The sequence below is a fragment of the Alkalihalobacterium alkalinitrilicum genome, assembly GCF_002019605.1.
GTDB classification, from domain to species: Bacteria; Bacillota; Bacilli; order Bacillales; family Bacillaceae_F; genus Alkalihalobacterium; species Alkalihalobacterium alkalinitrilicum.
On sequence record NZ_KV917368.1, the window covers coordinates 4,319,130 to 4,335,877 of the forward strand.

Sequence of the window (16,748 nt, forward strand, 5' to 3'; positions counted from 1 at the left end):
TGGTGGAAGTTTCATTTTATATGGAACTCACCTTAATTTTACAAAAAAATTATAGTGAAAAACTCTATGCAAACTCGAAATAATTGACTATTATATTTAGGGTAGCGAAATTTATTTCGGGAAGGAAATTGAAATTAGAATGTCTAAGTTTATTGGGGATTGGGGTAATCAATTAAAAAGTTATAACAAAAATGTTCGGTTATTCTTACTCACATCCTTTTTAGGAAATGTCGGTATGGGCATTTTCATGATCATATACAATTATTATATTCGTGAACTGGGCTATGACGATCAAGTAAATGGAAAAGTGATTGCGATGACCGCAATGGCCTCAGCAATCTTTTTATTACCTGCGGGATTAATGAGTGATAAAGTTGGAAGAAAAAAGGTAATTTTAGTTGGGGCTGTTTTTTCTGCCATTACCTTACTTCTAAGGGCGGTCTTCGTGGACGAGTCACTTTTGCTTGTAAGTGCATTTTGTACCGGTGTTTTCATGGCATTTATACAAGTTTCTTCCATTCCCTTGCTGGCGGAAAACTCTACTGAAAAACAACGTGTTCATTTGTTTAGTTTTAATTTTGCATTAATAATGGTCGCTAATGTTGTCGGTAATGTAGTTGGAGGAACGTTAAGTGATGCGCTGCAAGCCTTTTTATCTTTAAGTCCCTTATGGAGTGTTCGAATTACGTTACTCGTTGGAGCAGCATTCTTCTTTGCTTCGATCATTCCTGTATTAAAAATCAATGAGAAAAAGAAGCTTAAAACTGAAAAAACAGCTGCAAGTTCATTTACAAGTATTTTCAAAACACAGAAATCAGGCTTGAAAATGATTGCGCTTTTTGCCATTGCTCAGTTAATTATAGGTTTTGGTTCAGGACTTGTAATACCGTACTTAAATTTATATTTTACCGATCGATTTGAGATTAACAAATCACTTGTTGGTATTATTTTAGCCCTTGGTCAAGCGAGCACTGCAATCGCATTAATGATTGGCCCAGCAGTCGTGAAACGATTTGGTGAAGTTCGAGCCGTTGTCATTTTACAACTATCTTCATTACCATTTCTGTTATTAACTGCTTACACTGAAAATCTTTGGTTCGCTGTGATTGGATTTTTATTCCGTCAGGCTTTAATGAATGCAGGAAATCCGATTCAAATGTCATTAATGATGAGGAGCGTGGATGACTCTATAAAAGGGTTAGCGAACTCAGTCGGACAAATGGTGTTCCAATTAGGTTGGGCGGTGATGGGGCCTGTTTCGATGACGTTTGTCATGTTATATGGTGCATATTATGGATATGCGATCGTCTTTTCAATCACTGGTGGACTGTATTTAATTGGCTCTATTTATTTTTATCTCGTATTTCGAAAGGTTAAATAAACGTTTAATTAAAAGTGGTTGACAACAAATTTCGACACATGTTATCATTCTCTCATTGCTTTAATAAATTCATAATTTAATAGCTATTAGCTCTTATCTAGAGTGGTGGAGGGACTGGCCCGAAGAAACCCGGCAACCTTTGAAAACACGAAAAAGTGTTAAGAAAGGTGCTAAATCCTGCAAGGTGAAATCCCTTGAAAGATGAGAGAAAGGACTAACATTGCGATTAAACCTTTCTGTTCATCTGTTGACGGAAAGGTTTTTTTATTCAAAAGTAAACTTTTAATAGAAGGTAGTATCGCCTTTATTACAAGTAAACATATAGGAAAAGTATAGATAGAAAAAATAGAGAGATGGGAGAAAAATAATAAAAAAGGAGGATCACGATGATAAATTTAAGCGGCATTCGAAAACTGTTTAAAACAAAAGACGGAATTGTAACAGCAGTAGATCATGTTGATTTAAATATAAATGATGGTGAAATTTACGGAATTATTGGTTACAGTGGTGCAGGAAAAAGTACACTCATTCGTATGCTAAATAGTCTAGAACGGCCGACAGAAGGAACGGTTACTGTTGCAGGAAAAGAGCTTTCGTCATTAAAAGGAAAATCATTACGGAAAGCGCGACAAGAAATTAGTATGATCTTCCAGCACTTTAACTTATTATGGTCAAGAACAGTCAGTGAAAATATTGTGTTCCCGTTGGAAATTGCTGGTGTGCCTAAAGAAGAACGTAAACAGCGAGTGGACGAGTTGATAAAGCTCGTTGGATTAGAGGGTAGAGGCGGATCGTATCCTTCCCAGCTGAGTGGGGGTCAAAAGCAAAGAGTCGGAATTGCAAGAGCGCTTGCGAATAACCCGAAAGTACTCCTTTGTGATGAAGCAACATCTGCGCTCGATCCAAAAACGACAGACTCGATTTTAGAATTACTCGTTGATATTAATAAAAAGCTTGGCTTAACGATTGTCCTAATTACGCATGAAATGCACGTCATTCGGAAGATCTGCCATCGTGTAGCCGTGATGGAAGCAGGGAAGGTCGTCGAAGAAGGTCCTGTTCTTGAGGTCTTTAAACATCCAACTGCTGGTATTACGAAACAGTTCGTAAAACAAGTTACAGATCCTGAAGAGACGAAAGAAACGATTTCCCACATTATTGAAGAAGAAACGGGAAAAGTCATTCAATTAAGCTTTGTTGGCGAAGAAACGGAAAAACCGTTAATCACTAGAATTATACGGAATTTTGATATAGAAGTTAACATTTTACAAGGAAAGATCTCGCAAACGCAAGAAGGAGCGTATGGAACGCTTTTTATACAGATTAAGGGAGCAGAAAATGAGATCGAAAATGTGATTGCCTTTATTCGAGAGCAAGGAGTTCAAGTGGAGGTGATCGATCATGTTTAATGAATGGCTTAGCAAAATGAAATGGGATAAATTATGGGAAGCAACGGTTGAAACCATTTATATGACGTCAATCTCGGTTGCCGCAACGTTCGTCATTGGGATTGTTTTAGGACTTATTTTATATTTAACAAGTAAGGGAAACTTATGGGAAAACCGTCCCGCTAATCTAATTGTAAGTTTGATTGTCAATGTATTTAGGTCTATTCCGTTTATTATCCTAATTGTATTACTCATCCCGTTTACAAGAGCGTTAATGGGTACAATGCTAGGGGCGAATGCGGCGCTACCCGCTTTAATTATTGGCGCGGCTCCTTTCTATGCTCGTATGGTAGAAATCGCCTTAAGAGAAATCGATAAAGGTGTGATTGAAGCCTCGCAGTCGATGGGTGCAACGAATTGGCAAATCATTTATAAAGTATTAATTCCAGAGTCACTACCAGCGTTAATCTCAGGAATTACCGTTACAGCGATTGCTCTCGTAAGTTATACAGCAATGGCAGGGGTGATCGGGGCTGGAGGACTGGGCCACTTTGCATACTTAGAAGGGTTCCAGAGGAATAATACAACCATTACTATGGTGGCAACAATCGCAATCCTATTAGTTGTTTTCGTTATTCAATGGATTGGAGATTATTTCACAAATAAAACAGATAAACGTTAATCAAGGGGGAAAAAAAGAGATGAAAAAGTTCTTAAGTTTAATTGGAGCTGCAGCGATTTCTTTATCATTAGTCGCTTGTGGCGGTGGCGCTGAAGAAGAGCCGCAAACAGAAGAAACACCAGGTGAAGAAGAAGCAGCACAAGAAGAACATGTAAAGCTAGTCGTAGGAGCATCAGCTGTTCCGCATACAGAAGTATTGGAATTTGCTGCTCCACTTTTAGCGGAAAAAGGGATCGATCTTGAAATTAGAACATTCACGGATTATATTTTACCGAACCAAACGTTAGAAAATGGCGAATTAGATGCGAACTATTTCCAAACACCAGGTTATTTAGCTATGCAAATTGAAGAGTTTGGTTATGAGTTCGAAAGCATCGGGCCCATTCACGCGGAGCCAATCGGTGTTTATTCAAAAGAGTACAGCAGTTTAGATGAACTTCCGGATGGAGCAACAATTATCATGAGTGAATCTTTTAGTGATCACGGTCGTATTTTACCAATCTTTGAGCGTGCAGGTGTGATCGAGCTTGACGTAGAAGAAGGTCAATTAGCACAGCGTGAAGACATTGTTTCCAATCCAAAAAACTTAGATTTTTCAACACTTGTAGAAGCTAGTTTGCTTGCTCCTTCATTTGAAAGTGGAGAAGGAGATGCAGTTGTTATCAATACAAACTTTGCACTACAGGGTGAAGTTGATATTGAAAAATACGGTATTGCATTTGAAGGACAAGATGTGCTTCAACCGAACTTAATCGTTGTTCGCTCTGAAGATGTAGATCGTCCAGAAATCCACACTTTATTTGAGGTGTTACGTTCTGAAGAAGTAGTAAACTTCATTCATGAAAGATATGACGGTGCCGTTATTCCTTGGAGTGAATAATAAATTAAAATGATGGCAAAGGTGTTCGAAAAGCTTAGGCTTTTCGGACACTTTTTTTATTCTAGAAACTGAAAAAAGACTAGGAAGAGGTGTTCGATATGAAGCGCGAGCATGGCGATCATGATGGTCGCGATAGGAAGTCACAAGAAGATCACGGACACTATAGGAGTTCATAGTGCCCGAAGAAGGCAGTTGCGAGTAGTTGGCGGTCACTATAGAGAGCTCATAGTGCCCGCAGGAGGCAGTTGCGAGTAGTTGGCGGTCACTATAGAGAGCTCATAGTGCCCGCAGGAGGCAGTTGCGAGTAGTTGGCGGTCACTATAGAGAGTTCATAGTGCCCGCAGGAGGAAGTCAAAAGAAGAGAGCGGTCACTATAGAGAGTTCATAGTGCCCGAAGGAGAAAGCAAAAGAAGAGAACGGTCACTATAAAGAGTTCATAGTGCCCGAAGAAGGAAGCCAAAAGAAGAGAACGGTCACTATAAAGAGTTCATAGTGACCGAAGAAGGAAGCCAAAAGAAGAGAGCGGTCACTATAGAGAGTTCATAGTTCCTGAAGGAGAAAGCAAAAGAAGAGAGCGGTCACTATAGAGAGCTCATAGTTCCTGAAGGAGAAAGCACAAAGGAAGAAAAATCACCATAATGCCCTATATATCAACGAAAAAATACTACTCCGTTTAACTGGCTCTAAAATTCACACATCAATGCTACCTGATAATAGGCAATGTTTATAGCAGCAAACGTAATAATATAGACAATTAAGATTATTTTCTGGCGCCATCGTGCAAATTTTATTAGCATCGTTGTCTTTAAGGAAACAAGAAAGTCTAAGTGGAAGATAAGCTCTAGCAAAAAACCGGTTGGTGCAACTCATACTAAGTGAGGGATGCAGGAAAACCCCCGCTGAATAGATTTTACTTTATACAACAAAAAACAAAAAAATCTAACCCCCTCTTTCCACCAGCTTGTAAGCACTATTGAACAACGATACATAAAATCCTGAGAAAAAGGCATAATAGGTTCGTTAATTGTGTTCAGCTAATAAGGAGGGTACATACGATGAATCAACAAGACCAAAATCAAGATCAGCAACAGGACAGCGTCATTCAAATGGCTTTGCAAGACTACAAAGAAGGTTTGGGACAGTTTCTTCAAAAAATGCCAGATATCGCAGGAAAATATAACGAATTCACGGAAGCTTGTTTTAAAGAAGGCAAACTAACAAAAAAAGAAAAACAGCTCATGGCATTAGGTATTAGTGTGTTTGCACAAGACGAGTATTGCATCATATACCATACAAAAGGTTGTCTCGATGAAGGGTGCAGCGAGGAAGAAATTCTTGAGGCGCTCGGTGTAACAGCCGCGTTTGGTGGAGGAGCAGCGATGAGTCAAGCGGTAACGTTAGTTCAAGAAGCAATTTCTGAATTAAGTAATTCAGATGATCAACAACAGCAGAAACATTAACCTTTATTTTAAACTGCCTGATTGCCCATACACAGTGGTTCATTTTCTCCATTTGTGAGCATGAAGGAGTATCTGTGTTGAATTGTATAGCATAACTACGTGAGAAAAGTTGACTGTATGAAATGAAAGATTGTCAGATAATTTAACACTATATCGTAGTTGGGAATAAATCGTCAGGATGATAAGATTGTTTGTAGATAAAGCGCAACTAAGCTCTCGTTTGTAAAAAACGACTAATCAAAAGTTCGCTTTAAAAATGGAAAGGATTGATTTATTATCCACTCGATTAAAACGAATTACACAGGTGAAATGGAAAAAGCGATGCAACAAAGCCATGGAATAGGGTATGAGGAGTATAATCGAAGCTTGGACAAACGTATGGAAATCGAAAAGGCGCGCGATATAGAATATAAGCGATCAATAAAATTAGCAATAGAATTCAATCCACGTTAAAATAATAAATGTAGATAGAGGCTGATTCATTCATCATGAGTCAGTCTCTTTATCTAGTTACAGTCTCTAGCTCCTCAAGGTCAAATGTTCTGCCATAACAAAAGTCAAAAAGCGGACTTTCGCCTGCCAGAACATTTGCTGGTCGGAGCTAAACAAGAGCCTTCCGCTTTTCTGTGTCTAGCTACAGTGTCCAGCGCCTAGTGAATTTTCGCGCCCCTCCTTACGATAAGTCAACATCGTATCGTTAGCACTCTACGTGTTTCCTTTATCTCATACGGGGGTGCTTCAATTCATACGTCGCTAAACGGACACTTTCGCTTTTCTGTCACACGTATGAGATAATAGGAAGATGAGAAACTAATGTTGTTGGACAAGGCGTTGAAATACTTTCTAAACATAAGTATATAAAAAGTGTATAAATGTTAGTAAAAAAGTTGAACTTAGTTTGCATTTGTTATAAGATTGTAATGAGAATAAATTGAGAATAAACAAAAGCACTTTTTTCGTCAAGACCTTAGTGCAAAATTTAGACAATATATTGGAGGTAGTAAAGAATGACAGCACCATACTTAAAGATTGAAAATCTTCATGTAGCAATAGAAGGTAAAGAAATCTTAAAAGATTTTAACCTAGAAATTAACGGTGGAGAGATCCACGCGATCATGGGACCAAATGGTACAGGTAAATCAACATTAGCATCTGCACTAATGGGTCACCCTAAATATGAAATTACGAGCGGAAACGTTACTTTTAACGGCAAAGATTTATTAGAAATGGAAGTAGATGAGCGTGCTCAAACAGGTTTATTTTTAGCAATGCAATACCCAAGTGAAATTAGTGGGATTACAAATGCGGACTTCCTTCGTTCAGCGATCAACTCGCGTCGTGAAGAAGGAGAAGAAATTTCATTAATGAAATTTATCCGTAAACTAGATGAAAAAATGGATCTTCTAGAAATGGACCAATCATTTGCACAACGTTATTTAAACGAAGGTTTCTCTGGTGGAGAAAAGAAACGTAATGAAATTTTACAATTAATGATGTTAGATCCGAAAATCGCGATCCTAGACGAAATTGACTCAGGTCTTGATATCGATGCACTTAAAGTCGTTTCTAAAGGTATTAATGCAATGCGTGGAGAAGAGTTCGGTTGCTTAATAATCACTCACTACCAACGCTTATTAAACTACATTACGCCTGATAAGGTTCACGTAATGATGCAAGGTCGTATCGTTAAATCAGGTGGTGCGGAGCTAGCTGAACGTTTAGAAGCAGAAGGATATGACTGGATTAAAGATGAGCTTGGCATTGAAGACGAAAAAGTAGAAGCATAAGGTAGTAAGGAGGGATAACATGTCAGTGGAAACGAAGCTAGCGTTCGATAAAGAGTATGTTAAACAATTTTCTACAGGGCGCGGCGAACCTGAATGGCTATTAAATTTTCGCCTAAAGGCGCTCGAACTAGCAGATAAATTAGACTTACCAAAACCAGATAAAACAAAAATTGATAACTGGAATTTCACGCAGTTTGCTCATCGTCAAGACGTTACAGTTCCATCTTTTGATGAGTTGGATGACGAAGTAAAAAGTTTAGCTGGTGAAGCAACAAATGAGCAAATTATCCTTGTCCAAAAAGATGGTGTAACTGCTCGTCTTCAAGTTAGCGAAAGCGTGAAGCAACAAGGAGTTATTTTTACGGATTTAGCGACAGCACTTAAAGAACACGGACAATTAGTTGAAAAACACTTTATGGCGGATGCTGTGAATGTCGATGAAAACCGTTTAGTAGCCCTACATGCAGCATTATTAAATGGTGGTACTTTTATCTATGTACCGAAAAATACAGAAGTGACTATACCTTTACAAGCGATTTATAATGTTAGTGATACGGCGCTATTTAACCACGTTATCGTTGTTGCAGAAGAAAATAGTTCTGTAACTTATGTAGAAAACTATGTTGGAAGCCCTCAAGAAGAAACAGTAGCGAACATCGTAGCTGAAGTTTATGCAGCTGCAGGTGCGCGAGTTTCTTTCGGAGCGGTTGATAACCTTTCTGAAAATGTAACAACATATGTCGTTCGTCGTGCGCATGTTGGCCGTGATGCACGAGTAGATTGGGCACTTGGTCAAATGAACGATGGAAACACAGTGAGTGACAATACAACGCATCTTATCGGTGAAGGTTCATATGCTGATACAAAAACGGTAACAATTGGCCGTGGAAAACAAAAACAAAACTTTACTACACAAATTTTCCATCATGGAAAACATTCAGAAGGATATATATTAAAACACGGTGTTATGCGTGAAGAAGCAACTTCAATTTTTAACGGAATTACGAAAATTGAACATGGTGCTTCTAAATCTAACGGGGAACAAACTGAGCGTATTCTTATGTTAAGTGAAAAAGCGCGTGGAGATGCAAACCCAATTCTTCTTATTGATGAAGACGATGTAACTGCAGGACACGCGGCATCGGTTGGACGAATTGATCCGCTCCAAATGTTCTATCTCATGAGTCGTGGGATTACAAAAAAAGAAGCGGAGCGCTTAATTATCCATGGTTTCCTTGCACCAGTAGTTAACCAACTTCCAGTTGAATCAGTAAAAGAGCGTTTTACTGAAGTTATTGAAAGGAAAGTAAAATAATGAACGTCCAAGAGGTTCGCAAACAATTTCCAATCTTACACCAGGAAGTGAACGGGAACCCACTTGTTTATTTAGATAGTGCGGCAACGTCTCAAAAGCCGATTCAAGTCATTGGAGCTTTAGATGATTATTATCGTCGCTATAATTCTAATGTACATCGTGGGGTTCATACCCTCGGTACACTTGCAACTGATGGCTATGAAGGTGCAAGGGAAAAGGTAAGAAAATTTATTAACGCCCATTCGACCGAAGAAATTGTTTTTACACGAGGAACAACGACTGCACTGAATTTAGTGGCTAGTAGTTACGGTCGTGCAAACGTAGGTGTTGGTGATGAAATTGTCATTACACCAATGGAACATCACAGTAATATCATTCCGTGGCAACAAGTGGCCAAAGCGACTGGTGCGACGTTAAAATATATTCCACTTCAAGAAGATGGAAGTATTGATTTAGGTGATGTTGAGAAAACCATTACTTCACAAACGAAAATTGTCTCGGTCATGCACGTATCGAATGTGTTGGGAGCAATAAATCCGATCAAAAAAATCGCTGCAATCGCTCATAAGCATGGTGCAATTATGGTAGTCGATGGGGCACAAAGTACGCCTCATATGAAAATAGATGTTCAAGATTTAGATTGTGATTTCTTTGCTTTTTCTGCCCATAAGATGGCTGGTCCTACAGGGATTGGGGCTCTTTACGGTAAGAAAAAGCTATTAGACAACATGGAACCCATTGAATTTGGTGGAGAAATGATTGACTTCGTCGGTCTTCAAGACTCCACTTGGAAAGAGTTACCGTGGAAATTCGAAGGCGGAACACCTATCATTGCAGGTGCAATTGGATTAGGTGCTGCCATCGACTTTTTAGAAGAAGTTGGCATGGATGCAATTTTAGCTCATGAGCACGAACTAGCACTATATGCGATGGAGCGAATGTCTGAAATTGAAGGATTAACGATTTACGGTCCTAAGAAAAGGGCTGGTGTTGTTACTTTCAATATCGATGATGTTCATCCTCACGATGTTGCGACGGTGCTTGATGCTGAAGGAATTGCTGTTCGTGCAGGACATCACTGCGCGCAACCATTAATGAAGTGGTTGAATGTAACAGCAACAGCGAGAGCAAGCTTTTATTTATACAACACGAAAGAAGATGTTGATGCACTTGTCAATGGATTAATAAAAACAAAGGAGTATTTCGGCGATGTCTTTAGGTAACAATCTCGATACTTTATATCGACAAGTGATCATGGACCATTATAAGAACCCTCGAAATCGTGGCGAGTTTGAAGAGGAATCCGTAACCGTGAATATGAATAACCCAACGTGTGGTGATCGTATTCAATTACAAATGCAAGTAGAAGATGGGAAAATATCTGCTGCTAAGTTTGTCGGTGAAGGATGTTCAATTAGCATGGCTTCTGCATCAATGATGACTCAAGCCGTTAAGGGCTTATCAGTTGACGATGCACTTAAAATGTCACGAATCTTCTCAGATATGATGCTAGGGAAAGACTATGATGACTCTACGTTTGACTTAGGGGACATTGAAGCACTACAAGGTGTTGCGAAGTTTCCCGCACGAATAAAATGTGCAACGTTAGCGTGGAAAGCGATGGAAAAGGGTATACAAAGCGAAAACGAATAAGGAGGTTTTCTCATGGCTAAGAAAATGCCGGAAATCGGTGAATATAAATATGGCTTTAGAGACAAAGACGTTTCGATTTTCCGTTCGAAAAAGGGATTAACTCGTGAGATCGTCGAGGAAATTTCTCGAATGAAAAATGAGCCACAGTGGATGTTAGATTTTCGTATCAAGTCACTTGAGCAATTTTACAAAATGCCAATGCCACAATGGGGTGGCGACCTTTCAGGATTAAATTTCGATGAGATTACGTATTATGTAAAACCGTCAGAGCGTTCTGAGAAGTCTTGGGATGAAGTTCCAGAAGAAATTAAAAATACGTTTGATAAACTAGGAATTCCAGAAGCAGAGCAAAAGTATTTAGCAGGTGTTTCTGCACAGTACGAATCTGAAGTTGTTTATCACAACATGCAAGAAGATTATGAAGATCTAGGAATTATCTTTAAAGATACTGACTCGGCTCTACGAGAGAATGAGGACATTTTTAGAAAGTACTTCGGTACTGTTATTCCTCCTTCTGATAATAAATTTGCGGCACTTAACTCAGCGGTTTGGTCGGGTGGATCATTCATCTACGTACCAAAAGGTGTAAAGGTTGAAACACCTCTACAAGCGTATTTCCGTATTAACTCAGAAAACATGGGTCAATTTGAGCGTACGTTAATCATTGCTGATGAAGATAGCCACGTACACTACGTAGAAGGCTGTACAGCACCTGTTTATTCAACAAATTCACTTCATAGTGCAGTTGTTGAAATTATCGTTAATAAAGGTGGTTACTGCCGTTATACGACGATCCAAAACTGGGCGCCAAACATCTTTAACCTTGTAACGAAACGTGCGGTTGCTGATGCTGGGGCAACAATGGAATGGGTTGATGGTAACATTGGTTCGAAATTAACGATGAAATATCCAGCTGTAGTCATGAAAGGTGAAGGAGCAAAAGGTACAATCCTTTCGATCGCTATTGCAGGTAAAGGTCAGCATCAAGATGCTGGGGCGAAAATTCATCACTTAGCACCAAACTGTTCTTCAACGATTGTTTCAAAATCAATTTCAAAACATGGTGGAAAAGTTACGTACCGAGGAATTGCTCACTTTGGACGTAAATCAGAAGGCTCAAAATCAAAAATTGAGTGTGATACGTTAATCATGGATAACGAGTCCACTTCTGATACAATTCCTTACAATGAAATTCTTAACAACAACATCACATTAGAGCATGAGGCGACAGTTTCTAAAGTGTCAGAAGACCAATTGTTCTATCTCATGAGTCGTGGTATTTCGGAAGTAGAAGCGACAGAAATGATTGTTATGGGCTTCATTGAACCATTTACAAAAGAATTACCGATGGAATATGCAGTAGAGATGAACCGTCTCATCAAGTTCGAGATGGAAGGTTCAATCGGTTAATCCGTTAATAGATCAGATCAAGCGAACCTTTCGGGGTTCGCTTCTTTCATTAGCAATCATATACAGTTCAATTGGTTATGGGATTTCAACCATTTAATACACATGGAAAAAGGCTTTGAGATTCGTCTCAAAGTCTTTTTTGTGTCTATTTGAAAATATGGTATTTAGAGTTAAGGATTGATGAAGAATTAAATGAAAAAAAAAAGATTGCAGATATCACTGGGGAAGATGATGAAGAAATTGTTATAAAGGCATTAAAAGAATATGTAGAAGTCAGAACGTAAAGAAGCTTACAGCTTAACTGTTTGGTTCTTTTAGTGTGAAATAATAATTTTTTTACAATTGCATGAATCCACTCGTTTTCAAACATTAGCTCATAGGATACAAGAGAATTAGAAAGGGTGATGGATTAAGTGACAAACGTACCTATAACAGGATATTTATACCATTCAGAAGAGAATGGTTCTGAACACTCGCACAATCTTTATATAACTACATGGGATGGACGACCTGTTCATACACATGAATTTAAAGGGGTAACCTCATTTGATGTGGGACATGACCATCGCTACGCTGGAACAACAGAACCTGCACCAAGTGGAGTACAGCATACACACCGCTATTTTACTTTTACTTCTATTGATGATAGGCACAGACACAGAATTCGTGGGGTAACAGGACCTGCAATATTTCTTCCAGATGGAGGGCATTACCATGAATTTAGTGGAGTAACAACTATTGATGGCGCAATTCCGCATAGGCATAGGTATGGTGGTAGAACTAGTTTATAAAGAGTAGTAAAGATGTATGTTTATCATTGGGAAAAAGATTATACATTTTAAATGGGGAATAGATACAAGCATTATAAAGTTACCAACATACCTTGGTATTCTGAGAGGGTATTTCACAATTTATCTTAAGGGGGTTAAATAATGAGCGGTTATGCAGGTTCAGGCTTTGCGTTAATCGTTGTACTATTCATATTATTAATCATTGTAGGTACAGCATTTGTTAGACCTTACTAACGTATACTAGATTTAATAGGGGGATTAAAAGAGTCAGCACAAAGTGTTTGGCTCTTTTGATGTTTAGGTATACAACAGTATTTACCACTTATCTGAAAGCGCTTTAGGGTGTTAATCTAAAAAATGGGCTTCTATTCTGTAAAGGAGGTCTATTTCTATTTGGAAAATTGGTACAAATGTTCAATATAAAAACTGCCATTATAAAATCATCTGGATATATAATAGTGGGTTATGTGAGATACAAAAAATTGATACTATTTATGTTGTAAAATTAGTTAGTATTTTAGAACTTACTCCTATAGAATAACCCAGTTTAGAAGCCCTATATTAAGGAAAAGTCAGCACTAGCCTGTGTTGGCTTTTTGGTCTTTATAATTTTTCATATGTTTTTTTGATAAGAGCCTTACAGCGTCAGCTGTTTGGCTCTTTAAGGTTAAAAAGGTTGATTTAATGCTTTGTTTGCAAGTTTTACATCGTTTTCTAGTAAACGCTCTAAGTTATATGATGGATAATAACTTCTTTCATACATGTAATTAAATATTTTTGCATGCATATCAATACCGCGATTTAATTGTTGTTTTAAAACATTTCTAAGTTAATAGTACTGTTTACATGCATAACTACATTGGGGGAATTTTCATGTAGACTTTTTAAGCATGTCGAGTATGGAAGAGGATGGGTATGACAAAGACTTTTGTTTCGTATTTAATACCATATTATTAAAATTCTATAATTCAGAAAAATAAGTAGCGTTTTATAATAAATTCAGTAAAAAGTACACAATATATTAATGTTAATTATCACAAAAACTTAATGTAGGGGAGATTAAAAAGTGACTAACAATAATAACAATCCGTCAGGTCAACAAGGAGCAATGGGTCAGACTAAAACGAACACTGCAACTTCGGGAGCAAATGCTGCTAATTCTAAAACAGTTGGTGTACGTGGAATTGGAAGGAATAATAAGAAATAAAAGTATTTAAAAAGATTCTTTTAATGTTGTCGACTCTTTTTTATAAATGGATATATTAGCAATCATATACTGATCAATTGGTTATGGGATTTGAACCATAGCTAATAGACCAAAAAAAGACTTTGAGCTTCGTCTCAAAGTCTTTTTTTGGTCTATTTTATCATCAAAGAAGCGTACAAGGAGTTCGTTAGCTCTTTTCATATTTCCAACCAATTTTTCCTTCATTCCTCCTTCAGAAACGTTCATTCAAAGTTCAAAGATTATGAATTTTTAAGTGATCTACATCACTATTAAAAATTTAATGTTTGCTAATCTGAAAAAGGGAGGTGAGGAAAATGAAAAAAGGTGAGCAAGAAAACAGCCATTCTAATTTGAAAGGCACATTGATTTCCGTATTTATTTTAATAGGTATTATTATTGTCAGTTGGGTGGGGGTATTTTTCTTATTTCTTTCAAGAGGTGTTTGAATTATTAAAGGAGTGATCTGGTATGCATATACACAAGTTTGAAAAGATCTGCATTTCTGTGGGAATTGCTACGTTAATCTTTTTCTTAGTCGTATTAGGATATGGTGGATTCCATCTAGGTGTCCATCCACAAAGTCATGCAGAAACGATTGATCCAGGGAATGTCCAAGCGCATGAAGCTTTTCAAAAGGAAAATCTAGGGTTAACACAAGTTAGTGAGGATCAGTACATTGTTAATGTTGTTGCGTCTTCATTTAATTATGATCTAGGTGTTGATGAAGAAGGGAAGCCAATTAGACATATTCGTATACCTAAAAGAGCAACTGTACTTTATCAAGTAGCAACAATTGATGTGATACACGGTTTTCATATTGTTGGAACGAATGTCAACATGATGGTTGAACCAGGCTACATTAGCAAGTTGGAAACGACAATGAATCAAGCAGGCGAGTTTACCCTGTTATGTAATGAGTATTGTGGAGTTGGTCACCATATGATGTTTTTAACTGTGGAGGTGTATGAAGAATGAGCTTGGCTAAACGAATAATACAGACAGAAGCTTCAACAGTTTATCTACCAATCACCAAACCAGAATCAAAGCTATATATGTCATTTATTTATGTAGCCTTTATATCTTTATTAATCGCTGGTTTAATGGGGCTTTTGCAAGTATTTGTTCGCTCGGGCCATTTTACACTCCCGTTTGGTATTGATTATTATCAAGTATTGACCGTGCATGGTGTAGTTTTGGCTCTCGTTCTTACGACGTTTTTCATCATTGGTTTTCAATATGCCTTGATGGGAAAAACGGTCGGAATTTCTGCAATGCAGCGGAGTTGGGCATGGATTGGGTTCTGGTTAATGACACTTGGAACAGTCATAACGGCTATTTCAGTGCTTCTAGGAAGAGCTAGTGTATTATATACATTCTATGCACCGTTACAGGCTCATCCAGCATTTTACATAGGTTTAACACTAGTCGTTATCGGAAGCTGGATTGCATGCTTTATAAACTGGAGACAGTTATATGTATGGAAGCAACATCATCCAGGCGAAAAATCTCCATTATTAGCTTTTATGGTAAACATTAATATGATTATGTGGTTTATCGCAACGCTTGGTCTAGCAGCAGCCATGCTCTTGCAGTTTATCCCATGGTCACTAGGGTTTTCGGAAACCATTAATGTTTTAGTTAGTCGAACATTATTCTGGTATTTCGGTCACCCATTAGTCTATTTCTGGTTACTGCCAGCTTATATGGCTTGGTATGCCATTATACCAAAAATTATCGGGGGAAAGTTGTTTAATGACTCGCTCGCTAGATTGTCTTTTATTCTGTTCCTATTTTTCTCTATCCCTGTTGGCTTTCATCATCAGCTATCTGAACCAGGAATTGATACAACTTGGAAGTTCATTCAAGTTGTACTGACATTTGTCGTTATTGTTCCGAGCTTAATGACAGCATTTTCTCTCTTTGCAACATTTGAAATTACAGGTAGAAAAAAGGGAAGTGGTGGTTTATTTGGATGGTGGAAGTATCTCCCTTGGAAAGACGTCCGCTTTCTAGCACCATTTATTGGTATGCTCGCATTTATTCCAGGGGGCGTAGGTGGGATTATCAATGCTTCCCATCAGATGAACGCAGTTGTGCATAACACGATATGGGTTACAGGTCATTTTCATTTAACCGTTGGAACAACTGTCATCTTAACCTTTTTCGGAATAACATATTGGCTCGTTCCCCATCTGATGAACAGACAACTGACACCGTCTCTTAACAAGTTAGGAATTATCCAATCGATCACATGGGCTGTCGGTATGTTGATTATGTCAACCGCTATGCATATTCAAGGGTTACTTGGTGGTCCAAGGCGTTCGGCCTACTCAGATTATGGTGGAACGGCACAGGCTGCTGAATGGGGAGCCTACCAAATGGCTCAAGCTATAGGTGGTACAATTTTGTTTATTGCAATCATTTTGATGGTGTACATCTTTATAAAGCTAGCATTTTTTGCACCGAGAGGAGAAGAGGAATTTCCAATTGCAGAAGAAGAGGAGGATGCGCCCCCTACACCGATGTGGATGGAAAGATGGAAGTTATGGATTGTGATTGCCATTGCGTTAATCTTGTTTGCTTACACGATTCCATTCATTGATATGATCCAGCATTCACCACCAGGATCCCCGCCATTTGATTGGCCGATTGGGAATAGGTAAATGAAAGCAAACCTTAACGAAAGTAGTCTAGTTATTGTGGAGAAAACTTTCTAAAAACCAGTTTAAATCTCATTAACAGCATGATTAACATTAATGAACGCTTGGGGTAT

18 protein-coding genes, 1 pseudogene and 1 riboswitch are annotated in these 16,748 nt (G+C 38.1%); of the genes and pseudogenes, 18 read left to right on the top strand and 1 reads right to left on the bottom strand.

Annotated features, from left to right (window positions below; all coding sequences use genetic code 11):
• Window positions 1-139 precede the first annotated feature (139 nt).
• The 14 genes from BK574_RS20905 (at window position 140) to BK574_RS20960 (ending at window position 12,981) form a co-directional block, all read left to right on the top strand.
• On the top strand, window positions 140-1,381 hold the full coding sequence (locus BK574_RS20905; protein ID WP_078429954.1) for an MFS transporter: 1,242 nt from the start codon (window positions 140-142) through the stop codon (window positions 1,379-1,381).
• A gap of 90 nt (window positions 1,382-1,471) precedes the next feature.
• Window positions 1,472-1,589: riboswitch (SAM riboswitch) on the top strand.
• Window positions 1,590-1,767: 178 nt separating this feature from the next.
• The gene (locus tag BK574_RS20910; RefSeq protein ID WP_078429955.1) at window positions 1,768-2,790 is read left to right on the top strand and encodes a methionine ABC transporter ATP-binding protein; all 1,023 of its coding nucleotides are present in this window, start codon (window positions 1,768-1,770) and stop codon (window positions 2,788-2,790) included.
• The gene (locus BK574_RS20915) at window positions 2,783-3,451 is read left to right on the top strand and encodes a methionine ABC transporter permease (protein ID WP_078429956.1); all 669 of its coding nucleotides are present in this window, start codon (window positions 2,783-2,785) and stop codon (window positions 3,449-3,451) included. The genes BK574_RS20910 and BK574_RS20915 overlap by 8 nt, the downstream gene beginning before the upstream one ends.
• A 19-nt stretch (window positions 3,452-3,470) precedes the next feature.
• Window positions 3,471-4,331: a MetQ/NlpA family ABC transporter substrate-binding protein gene (locus tag BK574_RS20920; RefSeq protein WP_078429957.1), complete on the top strand. Its 861-nt coding sequence runs from the start codon at window positions 3,471-3,473 to the stop codon at window positions 4,329-4,331.
• 1,055 nt (window positions 4,332-5,386) lie between these two features.
• Entirely contained in the window at window positions 5,387-5,791 is a 405-nt protein-coding gene (locus tag BK574_RS20925; RefSeq protein ID WP_078429958.1) for a carboxymuconolactone decarboxylase family protein, read from the top strand.
• A 321-nt stretch (window positions 5,792-6,112) separates the two neighbouring features.
• Window positions 6,113-6,244 (top strand): YuzK family famiily protein, encoded by a 132-nt coding sequence (locus tag BK574_RS29365; protein ID WP_274379203.1) that lies wholly within the window; start codon window positions 6,113-6,115, stop codon window positions 6,242-6,244.
• A gap of 554 nt (window positions 6,245-6,798) precedes the next feature.
• The gene (sufC, locus tag BK574_RS20930) at window positions 6,799-7,578 is read left to right on the top strand and encodes a Fe-S cluster assembly ATPase SufC (protein WP_075387985.1); all 780 of its coding nucleotides are present in this window, start codon (window positions 6,799-6,801) and stop codon (window positions 7,576-7,578) included.
• A gap of 19 nt (window positions 7,579-7,597) precedes the next feature.
• On the top strand, window positions 7,598-8,893 hold the full coding sequence (gene sufD / locus BK574_RS20935; RefSeq protein ID WP_078429959.1) for a Fe-S cluster assembly protein SufD: 1,296 nt from the start codon (window positions 7,598-7,600) through the stop codon (window positions 8,891-8,893).
• A complete protein-coding gene (locus BK574_RS20940) occupies window positions 8,893-10,116 on the top strand; it encodes a cysteine desulfurase (protein WP_078429960.1) in 1,224 nt (407 codons plus the stop codon). Before sufD ends, BK574_RS20940 begins: the two co-directional genes overlap by 1 nt.
• The gene (gene sufU, locus BK574_RS20945; protein ID WP_075387988.1) at window positions 10,103-10,546 is read left to right on the top strand and encodes a Fe-S cluster assembly sulfur transfer protein SufU; all 444 of its coding nucleotides are present in this window, start codon (window positions 10,103-10,105) and stop codon (window positions 10,544-10,546) included. The genes BK574_RS20940 and sufU overlap by 14 nt, the downstream gene beginning before the upstream one ends.
• 12 nt (window positions 10,547-10,558) lie before the next feature.
• Window positions 10,559-11,956 carry a Fe-S cluster assembly protein SufB gene (gene sufB, locus BK574_RS20950; RefSeq protein WP_078429961.1) on the top strand — a complete coding sequence of 466 codons (1,398 nt, stop codon included), beginning with the start codon at window positions 10,559-10,561 and terminating at the stop codon, window positions 11,954-11,956.
• A 149-nt stretch (window positions 11,957-12,105) separates the two neighbouring features.
• Window positions 12,106-12,240 carry a hypothetical protein gene (locus tag BK574_RS28930; protein ID WP_274379437.1) on the top strand — a complete coding sequence of 45 codons (135 nt, stop codon included), beginning with the start codon at window positions 12,106-12,108 and terminating at the stop codon, window positions 12,238-12,240.
• Between the two features lie 129 nt (window positions 12,241-12,369).
• Complete coding sequence (locus BK574_RS20955; RefSeq protein ID WP_078429962.1) at window positions 12,370-12,747, top strand: YmaF family protein; 378 nt, start codon at window positions 12,370-12,372, stop codon at window positions 12,745-12,747.
• Window positions 12,748-12,888: 141 nt separating this feature from the next.
• On the top strand, window positions 12,889-12,981 hold the full coding sequence (locus tag BK574_RS20960) for a YjcZ family sporulation protein (protein WP_078429963.1): 93 nt from the start codon (window positions 12,889-12,891) through the stop codon (window positions 12,979-12,981).
• Window positions 12,982-13,414: 433 nt separating this feature from the next.
• Here BK574_RS20960 and BK574_RS28935 read toward each other — a convergent pair.
• Window positions 13,415-13,564 (bottom strand): annotated as a pseudogene (locus tag BK574_RS28935) (spore coat protein); the annotation flags it as partial.
• Between the two features lie 249 nt (window positions 13,565-13,813).
• Here BK574_RS28935 and BK574_RS27665 point away from each other — a divergent pair.
• From BK574_RS27665 to BK574_RS20980, 4 genes are all read left to right on the top strand, one after another.
• Complete coding sequence (locus tag BK574_RS27665) at window positions 13,814-13,954, top strand: hypothetical protein (protein ID WP_158211710.1); 141 nt, start codon at window positions 13,814-13,816, stop codon at window positions 13,952-13,954.
• 335 nt (window positions 13,955-14,289) lie between these two features.
• Entirely contained in the window at window positions 14,290-14,421 is a 132-nt protein-coding gene (locus tag BK574_RS20970) for a cytochrome c oxidase subunit 2A (RefSeq protein WP_078429965.1), read from the top strand.
• Between the two features lie 22 nt (window positions 14,422-14,443).
• Window positions 14,444-14,950, top strand: coding sequence for a cupredoxin domain-containing protein (locus BK574_RS20975; RefSeq protein ID WP_078429966.1), 507 nt, complete (start codon window positions 14,444-14,446; stop codon window positions 14,948-14,950).
• Window positions 14,947-16,638, top strand: coding sequence for a b(o/a)3-type cytochrome-c oxidase subunit 1 (locus BK574_RS20980; RefSeq protein WP_078429967.1), 1,692 nt, complete (start codon window positions 14,947-14,949; stop codon window positions 16,636-16,638). Before BK574_RS20975 ends, BK574_RS20980 begins: the two co-directional genes overlap by 4 nt.
• Window positions 16,639-16,748 lie beyond the last annotated feature (110 nt).

What these genes read in the sequence shown, in the direction of transcription:
- BK574_RS20905 (WP_078429954.1), top strand. Translation starts at nt 140, where the DNA reads ATGTCTAAGTTTATTGGGGATTGGGGTAATCAATTAAAAAGTTATAAC.
- BK574_RS20910 (WP_078429955.1), top strand. Translation starts at nt 1,768, where the DNA reads ATGATAAATTTAAGCGGCATTCGAAAACTGTTTAAAACAAAAGACGGA.
- BK574_RS20915 (WP_078429956.1), top strand. Translation starts at nt 2,783, where the DNA reads ATGTTTAATGAATGGCTTAGCAAAATGAAATGGGATAAATTATGGGAA.
- BK574_RS20920 (WP_078429957.1), top strand. Translation starts at nt 3,471, where the DNA reads ATGAAAAAGTTCTTAAGTTTAATTGGAGCTGCAGCGATTTCTTTATCA.
- BK574_RS20925 (WP_078429958.1), top strand. Translation starts at nt 5,387, where the DNA reads ATGAATCAACAAGACCAAAATCAAGATCAGCAACAGGACAGCGTCATT.
- BK574_RS29365 (WP_274379203.1), top strand. Translation starts at nt 6,113, where the DNA reads ATGCAACAAAGCCATGGAATAGGGTATGAGGAGTATAATCGAAGCTTG.
- sufC (WP_075387985.1), top strand. Translation starts at nt 6,799, where the DNA reads ATGACAGCACCATACTTAAAGATTGAAAATCTTCATGTAGCAATAGAA.
- sufD (WP_078429959.1), top strand. Translation starts at nt 7,598, where the DNA reads ATGTCAGTGGAAACGAAGCTAGCGTTCGATAAAGAGTATGTTAAACAA.
- BK574_RS20940 (WP_078429960.1), top strand. Translation starts at nt 8,893, where the DNA reads ATGAACGTCCAAGAGGTTCGCAAACAATTTCCAATCTTACACCAGGAA.
- sufU (WP_075387988.1), top strand. Translation starts at nt 10,103, where the DNA reads ATGTCTTTAGGTAACAATCTCGATACTTTATATCGACAAGTGATCATG.
- sufB (WP_078429961.1), top strand. Translation starts at nt 10,559, where the DNA reads ATGGCTAAGAAAATGCCGGAAATCGGTGAATATAAATATGGCTTTAGA.
- BK574_RS20960 (WP_078429963.1), top strand. Translation starts at nt 12,889, where the DNA reads ATGAGCGGTTATGCAGGTTCAGGCTTTGCGTTAATCGTTGTACTATTC.
- BK574_RS20970 (WP_078429965.1), top strand. Translation starts at nt 14,290, where the DNA reads ATGAAAAAAGGTGAGCAAGAAAACAGCCATTCTAATTTGAAAGGCACA.
- BK574_RS20975 (WP_078429966.1), top strand. Translation starts at nt 14,444, where the DNA reads ATGCATATACACAAGTTTGAAAAGATCTGCATTTCTGTGGGAATTGCT.
- BK574_RS20980 (WP_078429967.1), top strand. Translation starts at nt 14,947, where the DNA reads ATGAGCTTGGCTAAACGAATAATACAGACAGAAGCTTCAACAGTTTAT.